17 protein-coding genes and 4 tRNA genes are annotated in these 15,946 nt (G+C 39.0%); 16 read left to right on the top strand and 5 right to left on the bottom strand.

Annotated features, from left to right (window positions below; all coding sequences use genetic code 11):
• Positions 1 to 130: 130 nt before the first annotated feature.
• Together pgeF and rluD are read right to left on the bottom strand one after the other, a co-directional pair.
• Positions 131 to 871 carry a peptidoglycan editing factor PgeF gene (gene pgeF / locus AC1M9N_RS05910; protein WP_481954423.1) on the bottom strand — a complete coding sequence of 247 codons (741 nt, stop codon included), beginning with the start codon at positions 869 to 871 and terminating at the stop codon, positions 131 to 133.
• 17 nt (positions 872 to 888) lie between these two features.
• Entirely contained in the window at positions 889 to 1,941 is a 1,053-nt protein-coding gene (rluD, locus tag AC1M9N_RS05905) for a 23S rRNA pseudouridine(1911/1915/1917) synthase RluD (RefSeq protein ID WP_481590212.1), read from the bottom strand.
• A gap of 71 nt (positions 1,942 to 2,012) precedes the next feature.
• Here rluD and AC1M9N_RS05900 point away from each other — a divergent pair, with 71 nt between their 5' ends.
• Entirely contained in the window at positions 2,013 to 3,029 is a 1,017-nt protein-coding gene (locus AC1M9N_RS05900; protein ID WP_035269296.1) for an outer membrane protein assembly factor BamD, read from the top strand.
• 129 nt (positions 3,030 to 3,158) lie between these two features.
• Positions 3,159 to 5,054, top strand: a complete 1,896-nt coding sequence (locus AC1M9N_RS05895; RefSeq protein WP_481954422.1) for a DNA primase — start codon at positions 3,159 to 3,161, stop codon at positions 5,052 to 5,054.
• A gap of 23 nt (positions 5,055 to 5,077) precedes the next feature.
• Here the strand turns inward: AC1M9N_RS05895 and hemA are convergent, their stop codons facing one another.
• Positions 5,078 to 6,361: a glutamyl-tRNA reductase gene (gene hemA, locus AC1M9N_RS05890; protein ID WP_481954421.1), complete on the bottom strand. Its 1,284-nt coding sequence runs from the start codon at positions 6,359 to 6,361 to the stop codon at positions 5,078 to 5,080.
• Between the two features lie 76 nt (positions 6,362 to 6,437).
• On the opposite strand from hemA, the gene AC1M9N_RS05885 reads away from it, so the two are divergent.
• The 11 genes from AC1M9N_RS05885 to panD all read left to right on the top strand — a co-directional run bounded on the left by AC1M9N_RS05885 (position 6,438) and on the right by panD (position 12,541).
• Positions 6,438 to 8,150, top strand: coding sequence for a tetratricopeptide repeat protein (locus AC1M9N_RS05885; protein WP_481954420.1), 1,713 nt, complete (start codon positions 6,438 to 6,440; stop codon positions 8,148 to 8,150).
• 6 nt (positions 8,151 to 8,156) lie between these two features.
• The gene (lolB, locus tag AC1M9N_RS05880) at positions 8,157 to 8,741 is read left to right on the top strand and encodes a lipoprotein insertase outer membrane protein LolB (protein ID WP_481954419.1); all 585 of its coding nucleotides are present in this window, start codon (positions 8,157 to 8,159) and stop codon (positions 8,739 to 8,741) included.
• 12 nt (positions 8,742 to 8,753) lie between these two features.
• Positions 8,754 to 9,584 carry a 4-(cytidine 5'-diphospho)-2-C-methyl-D-erythritol kinase gene (gene ispE / locus AC1M9N_RS05875; protein WP_481954418.1) on the top strand — a complete coding sequence of 277 codons (831 nt, stop codon included), beginning with the start codon at positions 8,754 to 8,756 and terminating at the stop codon, positions 9,582 to 9,584.
• Positions 9,585 to 9,589: 5 nt separating this feature from the next.
• Positions 9,590 to 9,664: transfer RNA gene (locus AC1M9N_RS05870), tRNA-Gln, on the top strand.
• Between the two features lie 31 nt (positions 9,665 to 9,695).
• A tRNA-Gln gene (locus AC1M9N_RS05865) sits at positions 9,696 to 9,770 on the top strand.
• Positions 9,771 to 9,789: 19 nt separating this feature from the next.
• Positions 9,790 to 9,864, top strand: a tRNA-Gln gene (locus AC1M9N_RS05860).
• Positions 9,865 to 9,955: 91 nt separating this feature from the next.
• Positions 9,956 to 10,030, top strand: a tRNA-Gln gene (locus AC1M9N_RS05855).
• A 36-nt stretch (positions 10,031 to 10,066) separates the two neighbouring features.
• On the top strand, positions 10,067 to 11,020 hold the full coding sequence (locus AC1M9N_RS05850; RefSeq protein WP_035269283.1) for a ribose-phosphate pyrophosphokinase: 954 nt from the start codon (positions 10,067 to 10,069) through the stop codon (positions 11,018 to 11,020).
• 98 nt (positions 11,021 to 11,118) lie between these two features.
• On the top strand, positions 11,119 to 11,415 hold the full coding sequence (rplY, locus tag AC1M9N_RS05845; RefSeq protein ID WP_035269282.1) for a 50S ribosomal protein L25: 297 nt from the start codon (positions 11,119 to 11,121) through the stop codon (positions 11,413 to 11,415).
• Positions 11,416 to 11,434: 19 nt separating this feature from the next.
• The gene (gene pth / locus AC1M9N_RS05840; RefSeq protein ID WP_481954417.1) at positions 11,435 to 12,013 is read left to right on the top strand and encodes an aminoacyl-tRNA hydrolase; all 579 of its coding nucleotides are present in this window, start codon (positions 11,435 to 11,437) and stop codon (positions 12,011 to 12,013) included.
• A 147-nt stretch (positions 12,014 to 12,160) separates the two neighbouring features.
• The gene (panD, locus tag AC1M9N_RS05835) at positions 12,161 to 12,541 is read left to right on the top strand and encodes an aspartate 1-decarboxylase (protein WP_035269276.1); all 381 of its coding nucleotides are present in this window, start codon (positions 12,161 to 12,163) and stop codon (positions 12,539 to 12,541) included.
• A gap of 58 nt (positions 12,542 to 12,599) precedes the next feature.
• Here the strand turns inward: panD and AC1M9N_RS05830 are convergent, their stop codons facing one another.
• Entirely contained in the window at positions 12,600 to 13,106 is a 507-nt protein-coding gene (locus tag AC1M9N_RS05830) for a DUF1289 domain-containing protein (protein ID WP_171076814.1), read from the bottom strand.
• A gap of 91 nt (positions 13,107 to 13,197) precedes the next feature.
• On the opposite strand from AC1M9N_RS05830, the gene trhO reads away from it, so the two are divergent.
• From trhO to AC1M9N_RS05815, 3 genes are all read left to right on the top strand, one after another.
• On the top strand, positions 13,198 to 14,130 hold the full coding sequence (trhO, locus tag AC1M9N_RS05825; RefSeq protein ID WP_035270894.1) for an oxygen-dependent tRNA uridine(34) hydroxylase TrhO: 933 nt from the start codon (positions 13,198 to 13,200) through the stop codon (positions 14,128 to 14,130).
• 195 nt (positions 14,131 to 14,325) lie between these two features.
• Entirely contained in the window at positions 14,326 to 14,667 is a 342-nt protein-coding gene (locus AC1M9N_RS05820; RefSeq protein WP_481608737.1) for a hypothetical protein, read from the top strand.
• A gap of 67 nt (positions 14,668 to 14,734) precedes the next feature.
• A complete protein-coding gene (locus AC1M9N_RS05815) occupies positions 14,735 to 15,343 on the top strand; it encodes a DedA family protein (protein WP_481954416.1) in 609 nt (202 codons plus the stop codon).
• Positions 15,344 to 15,369: 26 nt separating this feature from the next.
• On the opposite strand, the gene AC1M9N_RS05810 is transcribed toward AC1M9N_RS05815, so the two are convergent.
• On the bottom strand, positions 15,370 to 15,894 hold the full coding sequence (locus AC1M9N_RS05810; protein ID WP_179997742.1) for a YecA/YgfB family protein: 525 nt from the start codon (positions 15,892 to 15,894) through the stop codon (positions 15,370 to 15,372).
• Positions 15,895 to 15,946: the final 52 nt, after the last annotated feature.

The raw sequence follows: 15,946 nt of genomic DNA, 5'->3' as shown, positions 1-15,946 counted from the left end.
ATCTTTCATTTAAATAAACAACAGATCGAAGTGATTAAATAAAATCTCAAACATAAGTAAAGATGATGAGCTTTAAGAAAGTCATCACTTAAATACCCAAACGATCTGATTGAAACTAAATAAATTCTGTTCACTCCATGAAGACAAATGTCGCCATACGTCCAGTTTTGGAATTACGGCGATGAGAATAATATATTTGATCCTCCGTGTAGCTACATCGCTCACCTCCAAGAACCTGTTCCACCCCTAAACTTTTCAATATATGGCGAGCAATCGCATACAGATCTGCGTAATACTTACCCTCTAGATCTCCCTTTTGAAATGCTGAGCTCAATTCTGGAAGCCTATCGCAGAATGTGTGCATTACTTCTTCACCCACTTCAAAGCATGGCTGACTAATTGCCGCACCTAACCACGCCCAAGAGGGTTGAGTGCTCATGGCCTTGACTGTATTTTCAATAATACCATTTGCCAATCCTCGCCAACCTGCATGCAAATTAGCGACTTCAGTACCATCTTTGTTACCGAGAACCACCGGTAAACAATCTGCCGTCATCATCATTAATGCATGATGTTTTTGTTGTGTCACTAAACCATCGCCATTTAGGGCGCGTAAGCTCATGTCATCATTTACAACATGACAAATTGTACTGTGCGTTTGGTTCATCCAAGTCAATCGATTCACCCCATAGACCGAGAAGTCATTTAACAAGTACATTCGATGCTGATGAACACGTTCTGGCTGATCATTTACATGCAACGCCAAGTTAAAACCTTCTAAGTCAGTCTGTGGTGTTTTAAGTGCGTGAGGGTGACTTAATTCTGTTTGTCCTACCACAACACCTTCGGGCAAACCTTGCACAATTTGCATGTAAACTTTCCTTTAATTTAGTAAGCCTTATTTTCCGTACGAAGAGTATCAAGTAATGCTGTGAAATCTTCAGGCCATGGTGCTTCAAACATCATTTCTTCACCTGTACGTGGATGTACTAACCCCAATTTTGATGCATGAAGTGCTTGACGTCTAAACTCTCGTAGATGAGTAGCAAGTTTTTCCGAAGCACCTGCAGGTACTTTGACACGACTGACATAAACTGGATCACCGACCAAAGGAAAACCAATATAAGTGAAATGAACACGAATCTGATGAGTACGTCCAGTTTCTAATTGTGCTTGAACACGTGTGAAATTTTGGAATCTTTCTTTCACATTATAGTGAGTCACGGCATCACGACCACCTGGTAAGATCGCCATTTTTACACGATCTACAGGATGACGTTTAATCGGCTCATCAATTTTACCGCCTGCAATAATATTGCCATAACAAATTAAATCATAAATTCGATAAACTGATTTTTTCGCTAACTGTTTACTTAAGGAAAATTGAGCTTCTAAATTTTTAGCTACAACCAAGAGACCACTAGTATCTTTATCGATACGGTGTACTAGACCAGCTCGAGATAATTCTGCTGATTTAGGAAAATGATACAACAGTGCATTAACCAAAGTACCATTCGGGTTTCCTGCGCCAGGATGTACAACCATCCCCACTGGCTTGTTAATGACTAAGATGTCATCATCTTCATAAATAATATCTAAAGGGATATTTTCAGGTTGACTGGTGACTTGGGCTTCAAGCTCTACATCAAGCGTGAGTAGCTCATTCCCTTCACTTTTATATTTTGGTTTCACAACTTGACCATTTACCAACAAATGACCATCCTTCAACCATTGTTTCAATTTTTCACGCGAAAATTCGTTCCAAGCGAGCGCAGCAACTTGGTCTATTCGCTGACCAAGAGAACTCTCATCCACTTGAAATTGCAACGATAAACGTGTTGCAGTTGGGGCTGAAGTATGGTTATCTGCATCCTCAGAATCTTCAAGTAAATTGATGTCGATTTCTGGGAAATTAGAATTAGAAGTTTGTGCTGAAGTCATTTGCTCATTCGGACAAAAGTGGTTTAATAGTGCAATTGTAGCCTATTGCCCGTATAAACAGAGGAATTTTTATGTCGCTACCACGTTATAAAGTTACAATGCTTGCTTTATCGCTAGGCTTAGCAGCAACATTTGTGGGCTGTAGCAGTAATCCCAAGAAGGATGTTGTGGATACTGGACCTAAATCAACCGAACAATCTTATTTCGATAAAGCACAAAAAGCATTAGATCGTGGTCAATATAGCGATGCAGCACAATCATTAGAAGCAATTGAAACTTATTACCCTACAGGTCAATATACTCAACAAGCTCAACTCGATCTTTTATATGCTCGTTTTCAACAAAAAGACTATGAAGCTGTTATTGCGCTAGCAGACCGTTTTATTCGTTTAAATCCTCAACATCCTAATGTTGATTATGCTTACTATGTTCGTGGTGTGGCGAATATGGAGCAAAACTATGATGGTCTCATCCGCTATACATCACTCCAACAGGCTCATCGTGATGTCAGCTATTTAAAAGTTGCATATCAAAATTTTGTTGATTTCATTCGTCGTTTCCCAAGTAGTCAGTATGCTGTAGATGCTGCTCAGCGCATGAAATTTATTGGTCAAGAACTTGCTGAAAGTGAAATGAATGCGGCTCGCTTTAACTTAAAGCGTAAAGCTTGGCTTGCAGCAGTTGAGCGTGGACAATGGGTTATGGAACATTTCCCTCAAACACCTCAAGTACCAGAAGCGCTTGCAACGATTGCTTACGGATACGATAAACTCGGTGACAAGGCAACATCTCAACAATACGTTGAAGTGCTAAAGCTAAACTACCCTCATCTTGTGAAGTCTAATGGTGAGGTCGATTTACGCGCAGCACGTAAAGATGGAAGTTGGTTAAATCGTGCAACCTTGGGTATTTTAGGTCGTGAAGCACGCAGCCAAACAACGGCAGAAGTATCAGCAGAGCAATCTGACAACACCAATACACAACCCGGTTTATTGAATCGCTTAAGCTTTGGCTTGCTTGGTAATAAAGATCACAATGTGGAAAGTGCGCCAGCAAATGAAAGTATGTACGACCCACAGCGTCAATAATCCATTCTTACGAATCAAAAAAGGTGGGATTACCCACCTTTTTTATTGCATGGCTTTATTTATCGTCTTAAGTGTTTAGGATAGACTTAATTCAATCACTTTATTCCTCATTCTTTTGGCTTTTTAATTATGGCAATTCCACAACATACGATTGATCAAATTTTAGATCGAACTGACATCGTCGATCTTATTGGCCAACGTGTGAAATTAAAAAAGTCAGGTCGTACCTATTCAGGCTGTTGTCCTTTTCATCAAGAGAAAACACCTTCTTTTCACGTCTACCGTGATAAGCAATATTTCCACTGTTTCGGTTGCCAAGCCAATGGAAATGCAATTCGCTTTATGATGGATATTGATAATCGCAATTTCATCGAGGTGATTAAAGACCTGGCAAGCCAAACCGGTATCGAATTACCTAAAGACAATCAAGACAATAAAAAACTCTCATACAAGAGAGAACCTATTAAACCTAACCAAGAAAAGCAACCGCAGGCACCCATTGAAGCAGATGCAGCAGAAATCATTTCTCCGCCTACTTCAGCTTTTGATGTAGATCCTTTTGAAGCATTTCAAAACTATGAATTCGATGAGTATCAATTTAATACAGATGACTTGAATTCAGTTGAGGTCGCACCTGAAGGTAATTTATACGATCTTCTTGAAAATGTTGCTTTATTTTATGAAAAACAACTTCCAAATAGCAAAATTGCGCAACAGTATTTTCAGCGACGCGGACTAAGTGATACCACAATTAAGTATTGGCGATTAGGTTATGCCCCAGAAGATTGGCAACATCTTGAAAAAGCATTTCCGCAAGATATTGAAGGATTAAAACTACTCGGTTTGATCAGAACCAGTGATTCTGGTCGTGATTTTGATCTACTACGAGAACGTGTCATTTTTCCTATACGTGATGCAAAAGGTCGCGTTGTCGGTTTTGGTGGACGAGCATTGAATGACGAGATCAAACCCAAATATATCAACTCGCCAGACTCTGAAGTTTTCCATAAAAACCAACTACTCTATGGCTTATATGAAGGTCGTAAGCTCAAAGCCAATCATTGGTTAATGGTTGAAGGTTACATGGATGTCATCGCATTACAGCAAGCTGGCATTCCTGGCGCAGTTGCCACCTTGGGGACGGCGAGCAATGCTGATCACTTGAATCTATTATTTAAACAAAATAATCAGTTAACTATTGCTTTTGATGGTGATTCGGCTGGTCAAAAAGCTGCTCGACGCACTTTAGAAATTGCACTTCCCCTCTTAAATGATGGTCGTGAACTGAAATTTTTTATTCTACCTGCGGAGCATGATCCTGACTCATTAGTTCGTAAGGACGGTGTTGAAACTTTCAATCGACTTTGGCAACAATCACCACTCTTATCAGAGTTTGCTTTTTCACTTCTCAGTCAACAATATCAAATCAATACACCTGAAGGTAAAAGTCAGGTCATGGCTGAGCTAAATCAACTCACCAATCTGATGCCTAAGCAAGGTTCGTATCGCTATTTGATTCGTCAATATTTCAAAGAAAAATTAGGATTCAATAAAAAGTGGCAGCCTCAAGTGAGTCTTGACGCTTCATTATCATTTAATATTCGCACACGAGATGAAGATTTCGCAGTGGCAATGTTAATGTACCATCCTTTTCTTTATATTCATTTTGAAGTATTACGCGCAGTGATTCCTGAAGATGAATTGCTTGCAAAAGTATTAAAAATTTTTAATGTCATTTTTGATGATCTGCCAGATGACCAAGAGTTGGCGAGTTATTATATTTTGGGTGCATGTAGCCCATTTCATCATGAACTCTCTGAGATTTTAAAACGTACTAATATTCAAACACTCACTGAAGCCCCTGAAATGGCTGATAAACTTGCCTCAGAATACTCACTTTCACTCCAAGAAAAATATCTGAGAATCAAATTTAAAGCAGCAAAATCATTAAATGAGTCTAAAAACTTAAGACAACAACTGAATGAGCTAACCAAAAAAATTGGACTACGCTTACTACATGAATAAATAAAAGCGGTCAGTGACCGCTTTTATTTTTTTAGTTTTCGCTGAGCACTAAAAATATCTTCTAAATGTTCTTTAATCGTTTCATAGACATCAGGATTTTCATCTTTAGCGACTTCTCTGAGTAAGATGGATGTAGGATGTAATAGCTTTTGCGTCAAACGATGCGCCATTTCCTGCATGACAATGGCTGCATCATCGCCAGAGGCTAAACGATCTAATGCATGCTCTAATTCAAATGCTTTAACTTTATCTCCATGAGCACGATACTCACTAATTGTCGCTCCAGCTTGTGAAACTTTCTGCTGAGTCACCAATTGTGTTGCTAGTTGATTGACCATCACTTCAGCTTCAACAGCGGCTTGGCGTCGCTGCGCTAAGTTTTCATCAATAACACCTTGAAGATCGTCCACCCCATAAAGGTAAACACCATCCAAACTTTCAACCTTAGATTCAATATCGCGAGGAACGGCCAAATCCACCATCAACATTTGACGGTAACGACGTTTTTTTAGTGCTGACTTAACATCTTGATAGGAAATGACCTGATGTAAACTTCCTGTACAACTTGAAATCACATCAGCGCGATGTAAATTTTGAGCTAAATCAACAAAAGAAATAATTTCTACCGCAACACGATGTGATATTTCTTGCGCTAAAAGTTCAGCCCGTTCCTGACCACGGTTACAAATTAAAATTTTAGCAACACCCATTTCAGCTAAGTGCTTTGCAACCAAGCTATTCATTTCACCTGCTGCAACCACCATAACGGTTAATTGTTCAGGCTTACTAAAAACTTGTAGTGCTAACTGTGCTACCGCATACCCCATGGATACAGCATGACTACCGACCGCTGTTTCTGAACGCACTTTCTTAGCAGCATAAAATGCATATTCAAAAATACGATTTAAATTTTGTGAAACAACTTCAGACTCTTTTGCTAAATTAAGTGCAGACTTCACTTGCCCCATAATCTGAGGCTCTCCAAGCATGAGTGAATCTAATCCTGATGCAACACGCATCAAATGTGTCACAGCATCTGTATTTTCATAACGGTAAATATGATTTTGTAATTGTTGTACATCAATGCCATTTTTTTGAGCGAGCCAATCTAATACCATCTCCGCATTATCAGCGATGGCGTAGACTTCAGTACGATTACAGGTTGACACCACAACCATATCGTTCAGCTGGTCATGGTGACTTTGTTCAGCCAACAATAGTTTTAACTTTTCAGGGTTAAAAGCAACTTGCTCTCGTAATTCAACTGAGGCTGTTTGATGGTTGACACCCAATGCAAAGAAAGACATATCAGATCATCAATTGGCTAAATTTATGCTATTGTGCAATAACGGTGTCATAAAAAGCAGTACTTGGATAAAAAAATTGCGTCAAACAATGAGCCGCACAACCGGCATGACAATTCGACAGTATTCTACCACACTCTTGTTAGTGAGTAGCATGACTTACAGTGCTCATATTAGAGCATCTGGAGAATTTTACCATGCAAATTTAAATCATAAAGTTTTACAACAGGCTATGGTTGCAGAATTTGCTTTAGCTGCACATGACACACCGACTGCTTTACACAACTATACCGTACTTGCAATCCAAACCAGTTCAACAGCTTTAAAACAACGTGCACTTAACGTCGCACTCGAACAAAACGACTTACAAGCCGCTTTAGATATTGCAACCCATTGGGTTGTGCAAGAACCCAAAGATGTACCAGCAAAATTCTATCTTGCGCATATCGCATTAAAGTCACACGAATATGAACTTGCTGCTGATGTGCTCGATGATATTTTAAATTTAGACCCTGAATCAGATTTAGAACAAATTCTTGAAGGCATTTCTCCGGAATCTCCTGAGGATCGAGCATATTTATTAAACACTTTGCGTAATAGTAAAACGCGTAACAATCCTTCAATTCTCGTCTTGATTGCGAGTTTACAAGCACAAAATAATGAAATCGAAAATGCCTTAATTACTTTAAATAAAGCGTTAAAAAAACGCCCCAAATCAACAGGGTTTATCTTACTGAAAGCCAACTTACTCATGGCTTTAGGCGACGAAGAAGAGACGCTAAAATGGTTTGAAAAAAGTGCACGTAAAAATCGTAATAATTTAGAGCTCAGTCTGGCTGAAATCCGCTACTTAATTAAACTGAATAAAAATGAACAGGCTTTAAGCAAATTAAAACGCATTATCAAAAAATGGCCTGATTCGGAAGAAGCTCTTTTTATCGCTGGTCTAACCTCAATTGATCTCAAAGAATATGAGCTTGCTGAACAGTATTTGGTCGAACTACGTGCATCTGGACAGTATCAAAATGATGCTTATTTTTATTTGGCATTAAATGCTGAACGAAAACAACATTTTGAAACAGCTAAAGCTTATTATCGACTTGTAGATGGTAATTTATATATGGTTTCTAGACGAAATCTAATTTCAATTTATGACAAACAAAATCGCTTAAGTGATGCGCTGCGCTTTCTGACTCAGGAACGGGTGAATTACCCCCAATATGCGAGTTTCTTATATCAAGCACAAGCTGAAATACTCAAAAAAATGGGCAATAACAAAGCTGCTTTGGGCTTACTCAAAGAAGCTGCTAAAAACTTAACTGATGACCCTGAAATTTTATATTCTCAAGTCTTATTACTTGATCCATTTACAGATCGCGATCAATTAGATGAATTACTTAAAAAATTACTCACGATTGAACCGAATAGCCCAACATATCTAAATGCATATGCATATACACTTGCGTTGCAAAATCGTCGTTTAGATGAGGCGAGACAATATGCCGAACAAGCTTTAGACAATGCCCCAGAACAAGCATCTATCTTAGATACCTTAGGCTATATCTGCTTTCTTCAAAACGATTTTGACACTTCCACCCGTGTACTTGCGAAAGCATATCAACTCAGCCAAAGTCCAAATATCGGCATTCGATATGCTAAATCGCTTTATATGCTGGGTTCACTGGAAGAATTTAGCCAAGTGTTACATCAACTCCATCAAAATCATCCAAATCATCCTCAATTGGATCAACTCGATAGTTTATTGTTGCCACAAAATATCAAAAAGAGTTAATACTGTATGATCTTAAATTTAAAATCCTTATTGCTGATTGCCACAAGTAGTGCGCTTCTTGGGTTAACTGGCTGTCAATCAATTCAAACTCAACCATCACCACCAACAGCGCAAAACATTGAACAATCGAATCAATTTAATCTTCAGGGTAAAATTGGCGTTAAAACCCCTAAGCAATCAGGCAGTGCTTTTTTTACTTGGCAACAGCAAGATGAACAGTTTGATATCGAGTTAAGCGGAATTCTTGGAGTCGGTAAAACTCAAATCTCAGGTCAACCTGGTCAAGTAACACTGAACAGTGCCAAAACTGGTGAAATTACAGCCAACTCACCTGAAGAGTTATTGTTTCGTGCAACAGGTTGGGAAGCACCAATTACTTATTTAGTCGATTGGGTACAAGCTAAGCAAGCGACTGAAGAAGCTGAAATTCAAAAAGACGAATCGATGCGAATCAGTGAAATTAAAGAACAAGGTTGGCATATTCAATTATCTTACAATGGTCAATCTATACAACCAAACCGTTTGATTTTGAAGCAACAACTTGAAGATGGAACTGAAAATCGTATTACAATGGTAATTCAAAATCGTTAAGTTTGATCGTTTATGATTCGTGTACCGTCTCCTGCAAAACTGAATTTGTTTTTACACATTACGGGTCGCCGTGAAAATGGTTACCATGAATTGCAAACCATTTTTCAGTTGATAGATCTTTGTGATTGGATGGAATTTACTCCAATCTCTAATCAATCTATCTCCATTGTAGGCCTATCAGAAGTAAGTCTTGAACAAAATTTGATTTATCGTGCAATGATGATGCTGAAACCCTACGCCAAAAATGAAAAATTAGGCATTCATGTCAACATCGAAAAAAATATACCGATGGGTGCAGGACTCGGTGGTGGCTCTTCAAATGCGGCTACCGCGTTATTAATCATGAATCAACTTTGGCAATGTGGCTTAAATCGTGATCAATTAGCAGAAATTGGTGTACAACTGGGTGCTGATGTTCCCATCTTCATCCATGGTCGTAATGCATGGGCAGAAGGTATTGGTGAACACTTAACATTCATAGACTTAGATCAAAAACAATACATTGTGTTAAAACCTGACTGTTTTATCAGCACTCAACTGCTTTTTTCACAAAAATCGTTGACAAGAGACACGAAGACCTCTAAATTTTGCGCCTATCAGATAAAGCCATCTGATTTCAGAAATAACTTTGAACCTCTGGCAAGAAGTCTATATGCTGAAGTCGATGAAGCAATGCAATATTTAGATCAGTTCGGTGTTGCAAAACTTACAGGTACAGGTGCTTGTGTTTTTACTGAAGTAACGACTGAAATGAACATTGATGACATTCTTGCTCATTCACCTTGTAAAGCTTACTTAGTGAATAGTTTAGAACAATCACCATTGAATCAAATCATCGTTTAAATGATAGGGGCGTCGCCAAGTGGTAAGGCAGCGGGTTTTGATCTCGCCATCCGTTGGTTCGAATCCAGCCGCCCCTGCCATCATTTTCACCTGTAAGATGTATCGTGTTTTAGGGGCGTCGCCAAGTGGTAAGGCAGCGGGTTTTGATCTCGCCATCCGTTGGTTCGAATCCAGCCGCCCCTGCCATTAAACACAACATCGATTTAGGGGCGTCGCCAAGTGGTAAGGCAGCGGGTTTTGATCTCGCCATCCGTTGGTTCGAATCCAGCCGCCCCTGCCAATTTAGTTCAAAAAGACAGAACATTGGTATCATGAGTTGAGTCAAACAACCTTGACAAACCCATATAAAACCATTAAAGTTCTGCCGCATTAGGGGCGTCGCCAAGTGGTAAGGCAGCGGGTTTTGATCTCGCCATCCGTTGGTTCGAATCCAGCCGCCCCTGCCATCTCATTCTATACATTTCAACCGCCAAGGGTGCTTCATGCCCAATCTTGTCGTTTTTAGTGGAACTGCGCATCCACAATTCGCCCAAAAAGTCGTTAGCCACTTGCATATCCCTCTAGGTGCTGCATCTGTAGGTCAATTCTCTGATGGTGAAATCGCTGTCGAAATCACTGAGAATGTCCGTGGTAAAGACGTATTCATCGTTCAGCCTACTTGTGCTCCAACTAATGATAACCTTATGGAAATCTTAGTAATGGCAGATGCATTGCGTCGTGCAAGTGCTGGTCGTATCACTGCTGTGATTCCTTATTTCGGTTATGCTCGCCAAGACCGTCGTCCTCGTTCTTCACGTGTTCCAATTACTGCAAAAGTAGTAGCAGATATGCTAACAACTGTAGGTATTGACCGTGTTGTGATGATCGATCTTCATGCTGACCAAATTCAAGGTTTCTTCGACATCCCTGTAGACAACATTTACGGTACGCCAGCGCTTTTAGCTGACTTACGTCAACAGTCTCATGACAACCTTATGGTTGTTTCGCCAGACGTTGGTGGTGTTGTTCGTGCTCGTGCTGTTGCGAAACAAATGGGCGATATCGATTTAGCTATCATCGACAAACGTCGTCAAAAAGCAAATGAATCACAAGTGATGCATTTGATTGGTGATGTTAAAGATCGCGACTGTGTGATCGTTGATGACATGGTTGATACAGCTGGTACTTTATGTAAAGCCGCTGATGCATTGAAGACTTTTGGTGCGCGTCGTGTCGTAGCATATGCTACTCACCCTGTTTTATCTGGTAAAGCGATCGAGAATTTGAAAAACTCTGTTATCGACGAACTTGTTGTGACAGATACAATTCCGCTTTCAGAAGAAGCTTTAGCTCTTGGTAAGATTCGCCAAGTTTCAGTTGCGAGTATGGTTGCTGAAACAATTCGTCGTATTAACAACGAAGAATCTATTAGCGCAATGTTTGATTCTTATCTATAATAGAGCGCTAAAATTTTAAAGCCCTGCCTTTTGGTAGGGCTTTCTATCACTAGATCGGTCGCAGATCTAGTTCACTTAACTTAAATAGGATGTCTCTCATGGCAAACTTCGTATTAAATGCAGTAGCACGTGAAGAAGCAGTACAAGGGAAAGGTGCGAGCCGCCGCCTTCGTCTTCAATCTAAAGTTCCTGCTATCATCTATGGTGGTGATGCTGCACCTGTAGCAATTACACTTGAGCTTCGTCAGCTTGTTAAATACTTAGAAGACAACGCTTTCTTTGAAGAAGTAATTGAAATTGATGTTGATGGTAAAGTTGAAAGCGTTAAAATCCAAGCTTTACAACGTCACCCAGCTAAAAACACTCCAATGCACGCTGACTTCAAACGCGCATAAGTGTTGATGGTGTAAATTAGTGTCTCATATTTCACTGATTGTTGGTTTGGGCAACCCTGGTAAAGAGTATGCTCAAACCCGCCATAATGCAGGCTTCTGGTATGTAGAACGTCTTGCAGAACAATATGGCATAACACTTAAAAATGACCCTAAGTTTAATGGATTAAGTGGTCGCGGTAATGTAGAAGGACAAGATGTTCGACTTTTATTACCTTCAACCTTTATGAACCGTTCTGGTCAAAGTGTTGTACCCTTCGCAAAATTCTACCAAATCTCTCCAGAAGCAATGCTTATTGCTCACGATGAACTTGATATGGATCCAGGTATCATTCGCCTCAAAACGGGTGGTGGTCATGGTGGTCATAACGGTTTACGTGACATTGTTCCTCATACTGGCCCTAACTTCCATCGTTTACGTATTGGAATTGGACACCCTGGATCAAAAGACCGTGTATCAGGTCATGTTCTAGGTAAAGCACCCTCAAGTGAACAAACGCTCATTGACGATGCAATTCAATACGCACTAAGTCGTACAAAATTATTAGTGAATGGTGAAATTCAGCAGGCAATGAATCAAATAAATGCCTACAAGCCGTAGTTGATAAATTTAATTTTTGTTCAACAATTTTTCTTGCCACGATGAAAATTTGAGGGCAAAATGCGCTTTCAAATGCTTCACCCAAATTAAAAAACTGTTGTTTCTAGATAATAAAACAATCTTAGAACAACTCAGGAGACGCTTCCCATGCTATCTCGTTTATTAAAAGCTAAAATCCACCGTGCAGTTGTAACACAAGCTGAACTTCATTATGAAGGTTCATGTGCAATTGATGGTGTATTACTAGATTTAGCTGGTATTCGTGAATATGAAGAAATTCATATTTGGAATGTAACTAATGGCAAGCGTTTTACAACTTACGCAATCCGTGGTGAAGAAAACTCAGGCATTATTTCTGTAAATGGTGGTGCTGCTCACCAAGCAGATTTAGGTGACATTATTATTATCGCGACTTTCGGTGATTTTACTGTTGCAGAAGCTGATGCACATAAACCACGTTTGGTTTATGCAAATCCAGATAACACTGTGAATCACACAGCAAACTGTATTCCTGTCCAAGTTGCTTAATGATTGACTAAAAACTCGCTTACTTGAGCGAGTTTTTTTATAACAAATTATCATAGAATTACTCTTCATCCACCAACTGCAAGCTCTGGCTAATCCCATCTGCTCTTAACCAAGCTAATTCATAACTGGCATTCGCCAAAGCAAGAACCCGACGTTCAAACTCAGTCCAGATCGGTTTAACATGTGGAGCTGAAATACCTAAACCACTCTGCTCTGCTAAATGCTTGTTTTTTTCGCAAATTTTAAGCGCATGATATAATTTTCGGCCTTTTGAAGCATTCTCCAATACTCGGATTCTTTTTGATTCAATGAATTTTTCCACCTCAGAAAGTTGAGCATGAGGAAGCATTGGAACCAAAATTTGATCCAGTTGTTGATCTAAACGCTTCCAAATACTCAGTCGTTGTTCTTCATTATAAGTATTCCATTGAATCACTTCATGATTAAAACGTCGACAACCACGACATACCGCATCACCAAACACTGTTGAACAACGTCCCGCACATGGTGTTAATGAAGGGATTCGACGCGCTGTATTCAAAATATTTTCCTCATATAAAACCATAAATTTTCTATGGCTTTCTCGCATATTTTCAAAAATCGCGTTAGAATACGCGCCTGATTTTATCCCTATATTAATACATTTGGAGTACTCCATGAACGCTACTGTAGAACAGCTTGCACCTGTAGAACAGCAAGCGACCACTGGTTGGGTTGTTGCGGCACTTTATCAATTTAAAGAAGTTGAAGATTCTCTAGCACTTCAACAAAAATTACTTGAGTTGGTAAAAACCATCAACCTATGCGGTACTCTTATTGTTGCCCATGAAGGGATTAACGGAACAGTTGCAGGTGACCGCCATGCAATTGATGTCATTCATCAATTCCTTTTAAATGAAGGATTTAATGACATGGAATATAAAGAGTCACACAGTGACGAAAAACCATTCCGTAAAATGAAAATCAAACATAAAAAAGAAATCGTGACTTTAGGTGTTCCAGTGAAACCACGCGACTTGGTTGGTCACTATCTAGACCCTAAAGAATGGAACGAACTCATTGCACGTGATGACGTGATCTTAGTCGATACAAGAAATGATTACGAGTACAAAGCAGGCACATTCAAAGGGGCAATTGATCCAAAAACTGAAACGTTCCGCGAATTCCCTGAATATGTAAAAAACAATCTTGAACAGCATAAAGATAAAAAGATTGCCATGTTTTGTACAGGCGGGATTCGTTGTGAAAAATCAACTTCACTACTTCTTCAAGAAGGCTTTAAAGAGGTATATCACCTCAAAGGTGGTATTCTTAAATATTTAGAAGAAACCCCTCCTGAAGAAAGTTTATGGGAAGGTGAATGCTTTGTTTTTGATGGTCGTACTGCGGTTACACACGGAGTGGAAGAAGGTCAAAATGTGAAGTGCCATGCTTGTGGTTGGCCATTAACCCCCGAAGAAGTAGCATTACCAAGTTACGAACATGGCGTATCATGTGTTTATTGTATCGATAAAACAACAGAAAAGCAGAAAGAAGGTTTCCGTATGCGCCAGTCTCAGATTATTGCTGCAAAACGTAAACGCCTCTAAATAAAAAATATTTTATTTAACTTACAAAAGCGTTGTATACATTACAGTGTAGATGACGCTTTTTACATTGAACAAACAAAATTTCAATTCTGATATATCACCATTACAAAGTTATTTTATAACAACACAAAACACATGAAGTCATTCAGATAAATTTAATACGAAGGAAATAAATTTAGCTCAAGGATGAAAATCATGAATCGAGTGCCATTCAAATATCTTCCTGTTCGACGGAATTTTGCTCACCATAATCATTTAGATCGTGTATCAGCTGTACCGACACATTTAAAATTTATATATCTCGATTCACATAATTCTGATGTTAAATTGCATATACGTAACCAATCCCATTATTTTATCGTAACGTTAGGTGCTTGTATCGGCGCAATTATTGCTTTAGCAATCGGTTTTCAGATGAGAGATTCAATGAGTCTTATCTTCATCATCAGCATAGCTCCCCTTCTCGTCAGCTATATCCTACGAGAAGTCTATGTTCATACACTTATACAAATTCAACATCCTAAATTAATGCATTAACTTAATTTCACTGTATTTTTTCTTAAAAACATCTAGCATAGGTTTAACTTTAAAATACAAATCACTTATGAAAGATTGGATCATTTCAGTGATGGAGCAATTGGGCTATTTCGGCATTGCTCTATTGATGTTTCTCGATAATGTTTTTCCACCTATACCCTCAGAGATTATTATGCCTTCAGCTGGCTATACCGCTTCTCAGGGTCAATTACTTTTGATCGGTGTCATTATTTCAGGAAGTATAGGTTCGCTCTTAGCTGCCGCTACGCTGTATTGGTTAGGACGTAAGATCTCTGATCAAAAGCTCTATACGTTCGTTGAAAAATATGGCAAGTATTTATTTATTAAAGTAGCTGATGTTGATAAATCATTAGAATGGTTTGAAAGATATGGACATCGAATCGTTTTTTTTGGACGTATGGTTCCAGCAGTACGATCTCTGATTAGTATACCTGCAGGCATGAGCAAAATGCCTTTTGTAAAGTTTATGTTTTATAGTGGTTTAGGCACGGTTATATGGACCACCTTTTTAGCATATGTGGGTTATTATTTTGGAAATAATACTGAAATGATGCACAAAATATTTAGCCAAGTAAGCTATCTAATTATTGCTATTGTGATCAGCATAATCATTTGGATTGTGTACCGCAGACAAAAAAGAAAGAACTCAAATTAAAAAAAGCACCTTACGGTGCTTTTTAATTAGTTCGGCGTATGATACATCAAATACAATTCATTCAAGTTATCTGGAATTTCTTCTGCAAGCTCATCCATTAATTGACCGTTACGGCGGAAAGACTCCATTTGAGGATCTTCTTCGTCAACTCCACTAAACACCATAATTGGCAGAGTGAGATCAACCAATTGCTCTTCAAACTCAGGTGTGAACCATGCATCTTCATTTAAGAACATTGCATCGACAAAGCCTACACTCCAATCCCCAAGGCTTGACTCTACATCTGCTTCTTCAATTTCAAAAGGAAATTCAATACCTTCTTCATTGGCAAGTTTTTGACGTAAATCTTCTAACCAAAGTTTAATTTGAGCTACGATCTCTGCAGGCACTTTCTTTTGATTATTGTCAAATAATTCATCCAACCAACGATCAAATTGAGGACCTACAGCTGTCGCACACAAAAAACCATGAGTTGCAGCAAAATCTAGACCATGCTCATTTTGGTCGCCATCTAAGTAGTCACTTAACAAGTCTAAATCTAATGCACTCATTGTATTTCCAAAGGTTGTATCTTAATTCCGTAGAATAACATTTTAGATCAGG

The sequence above is a fragment of the Acinetobacter sp. ANC_7655 genome (genome assembly GCF_056784015.1).
This window is presented reverse-complemented; position numbering and strand designations above follow the sequence as displayed.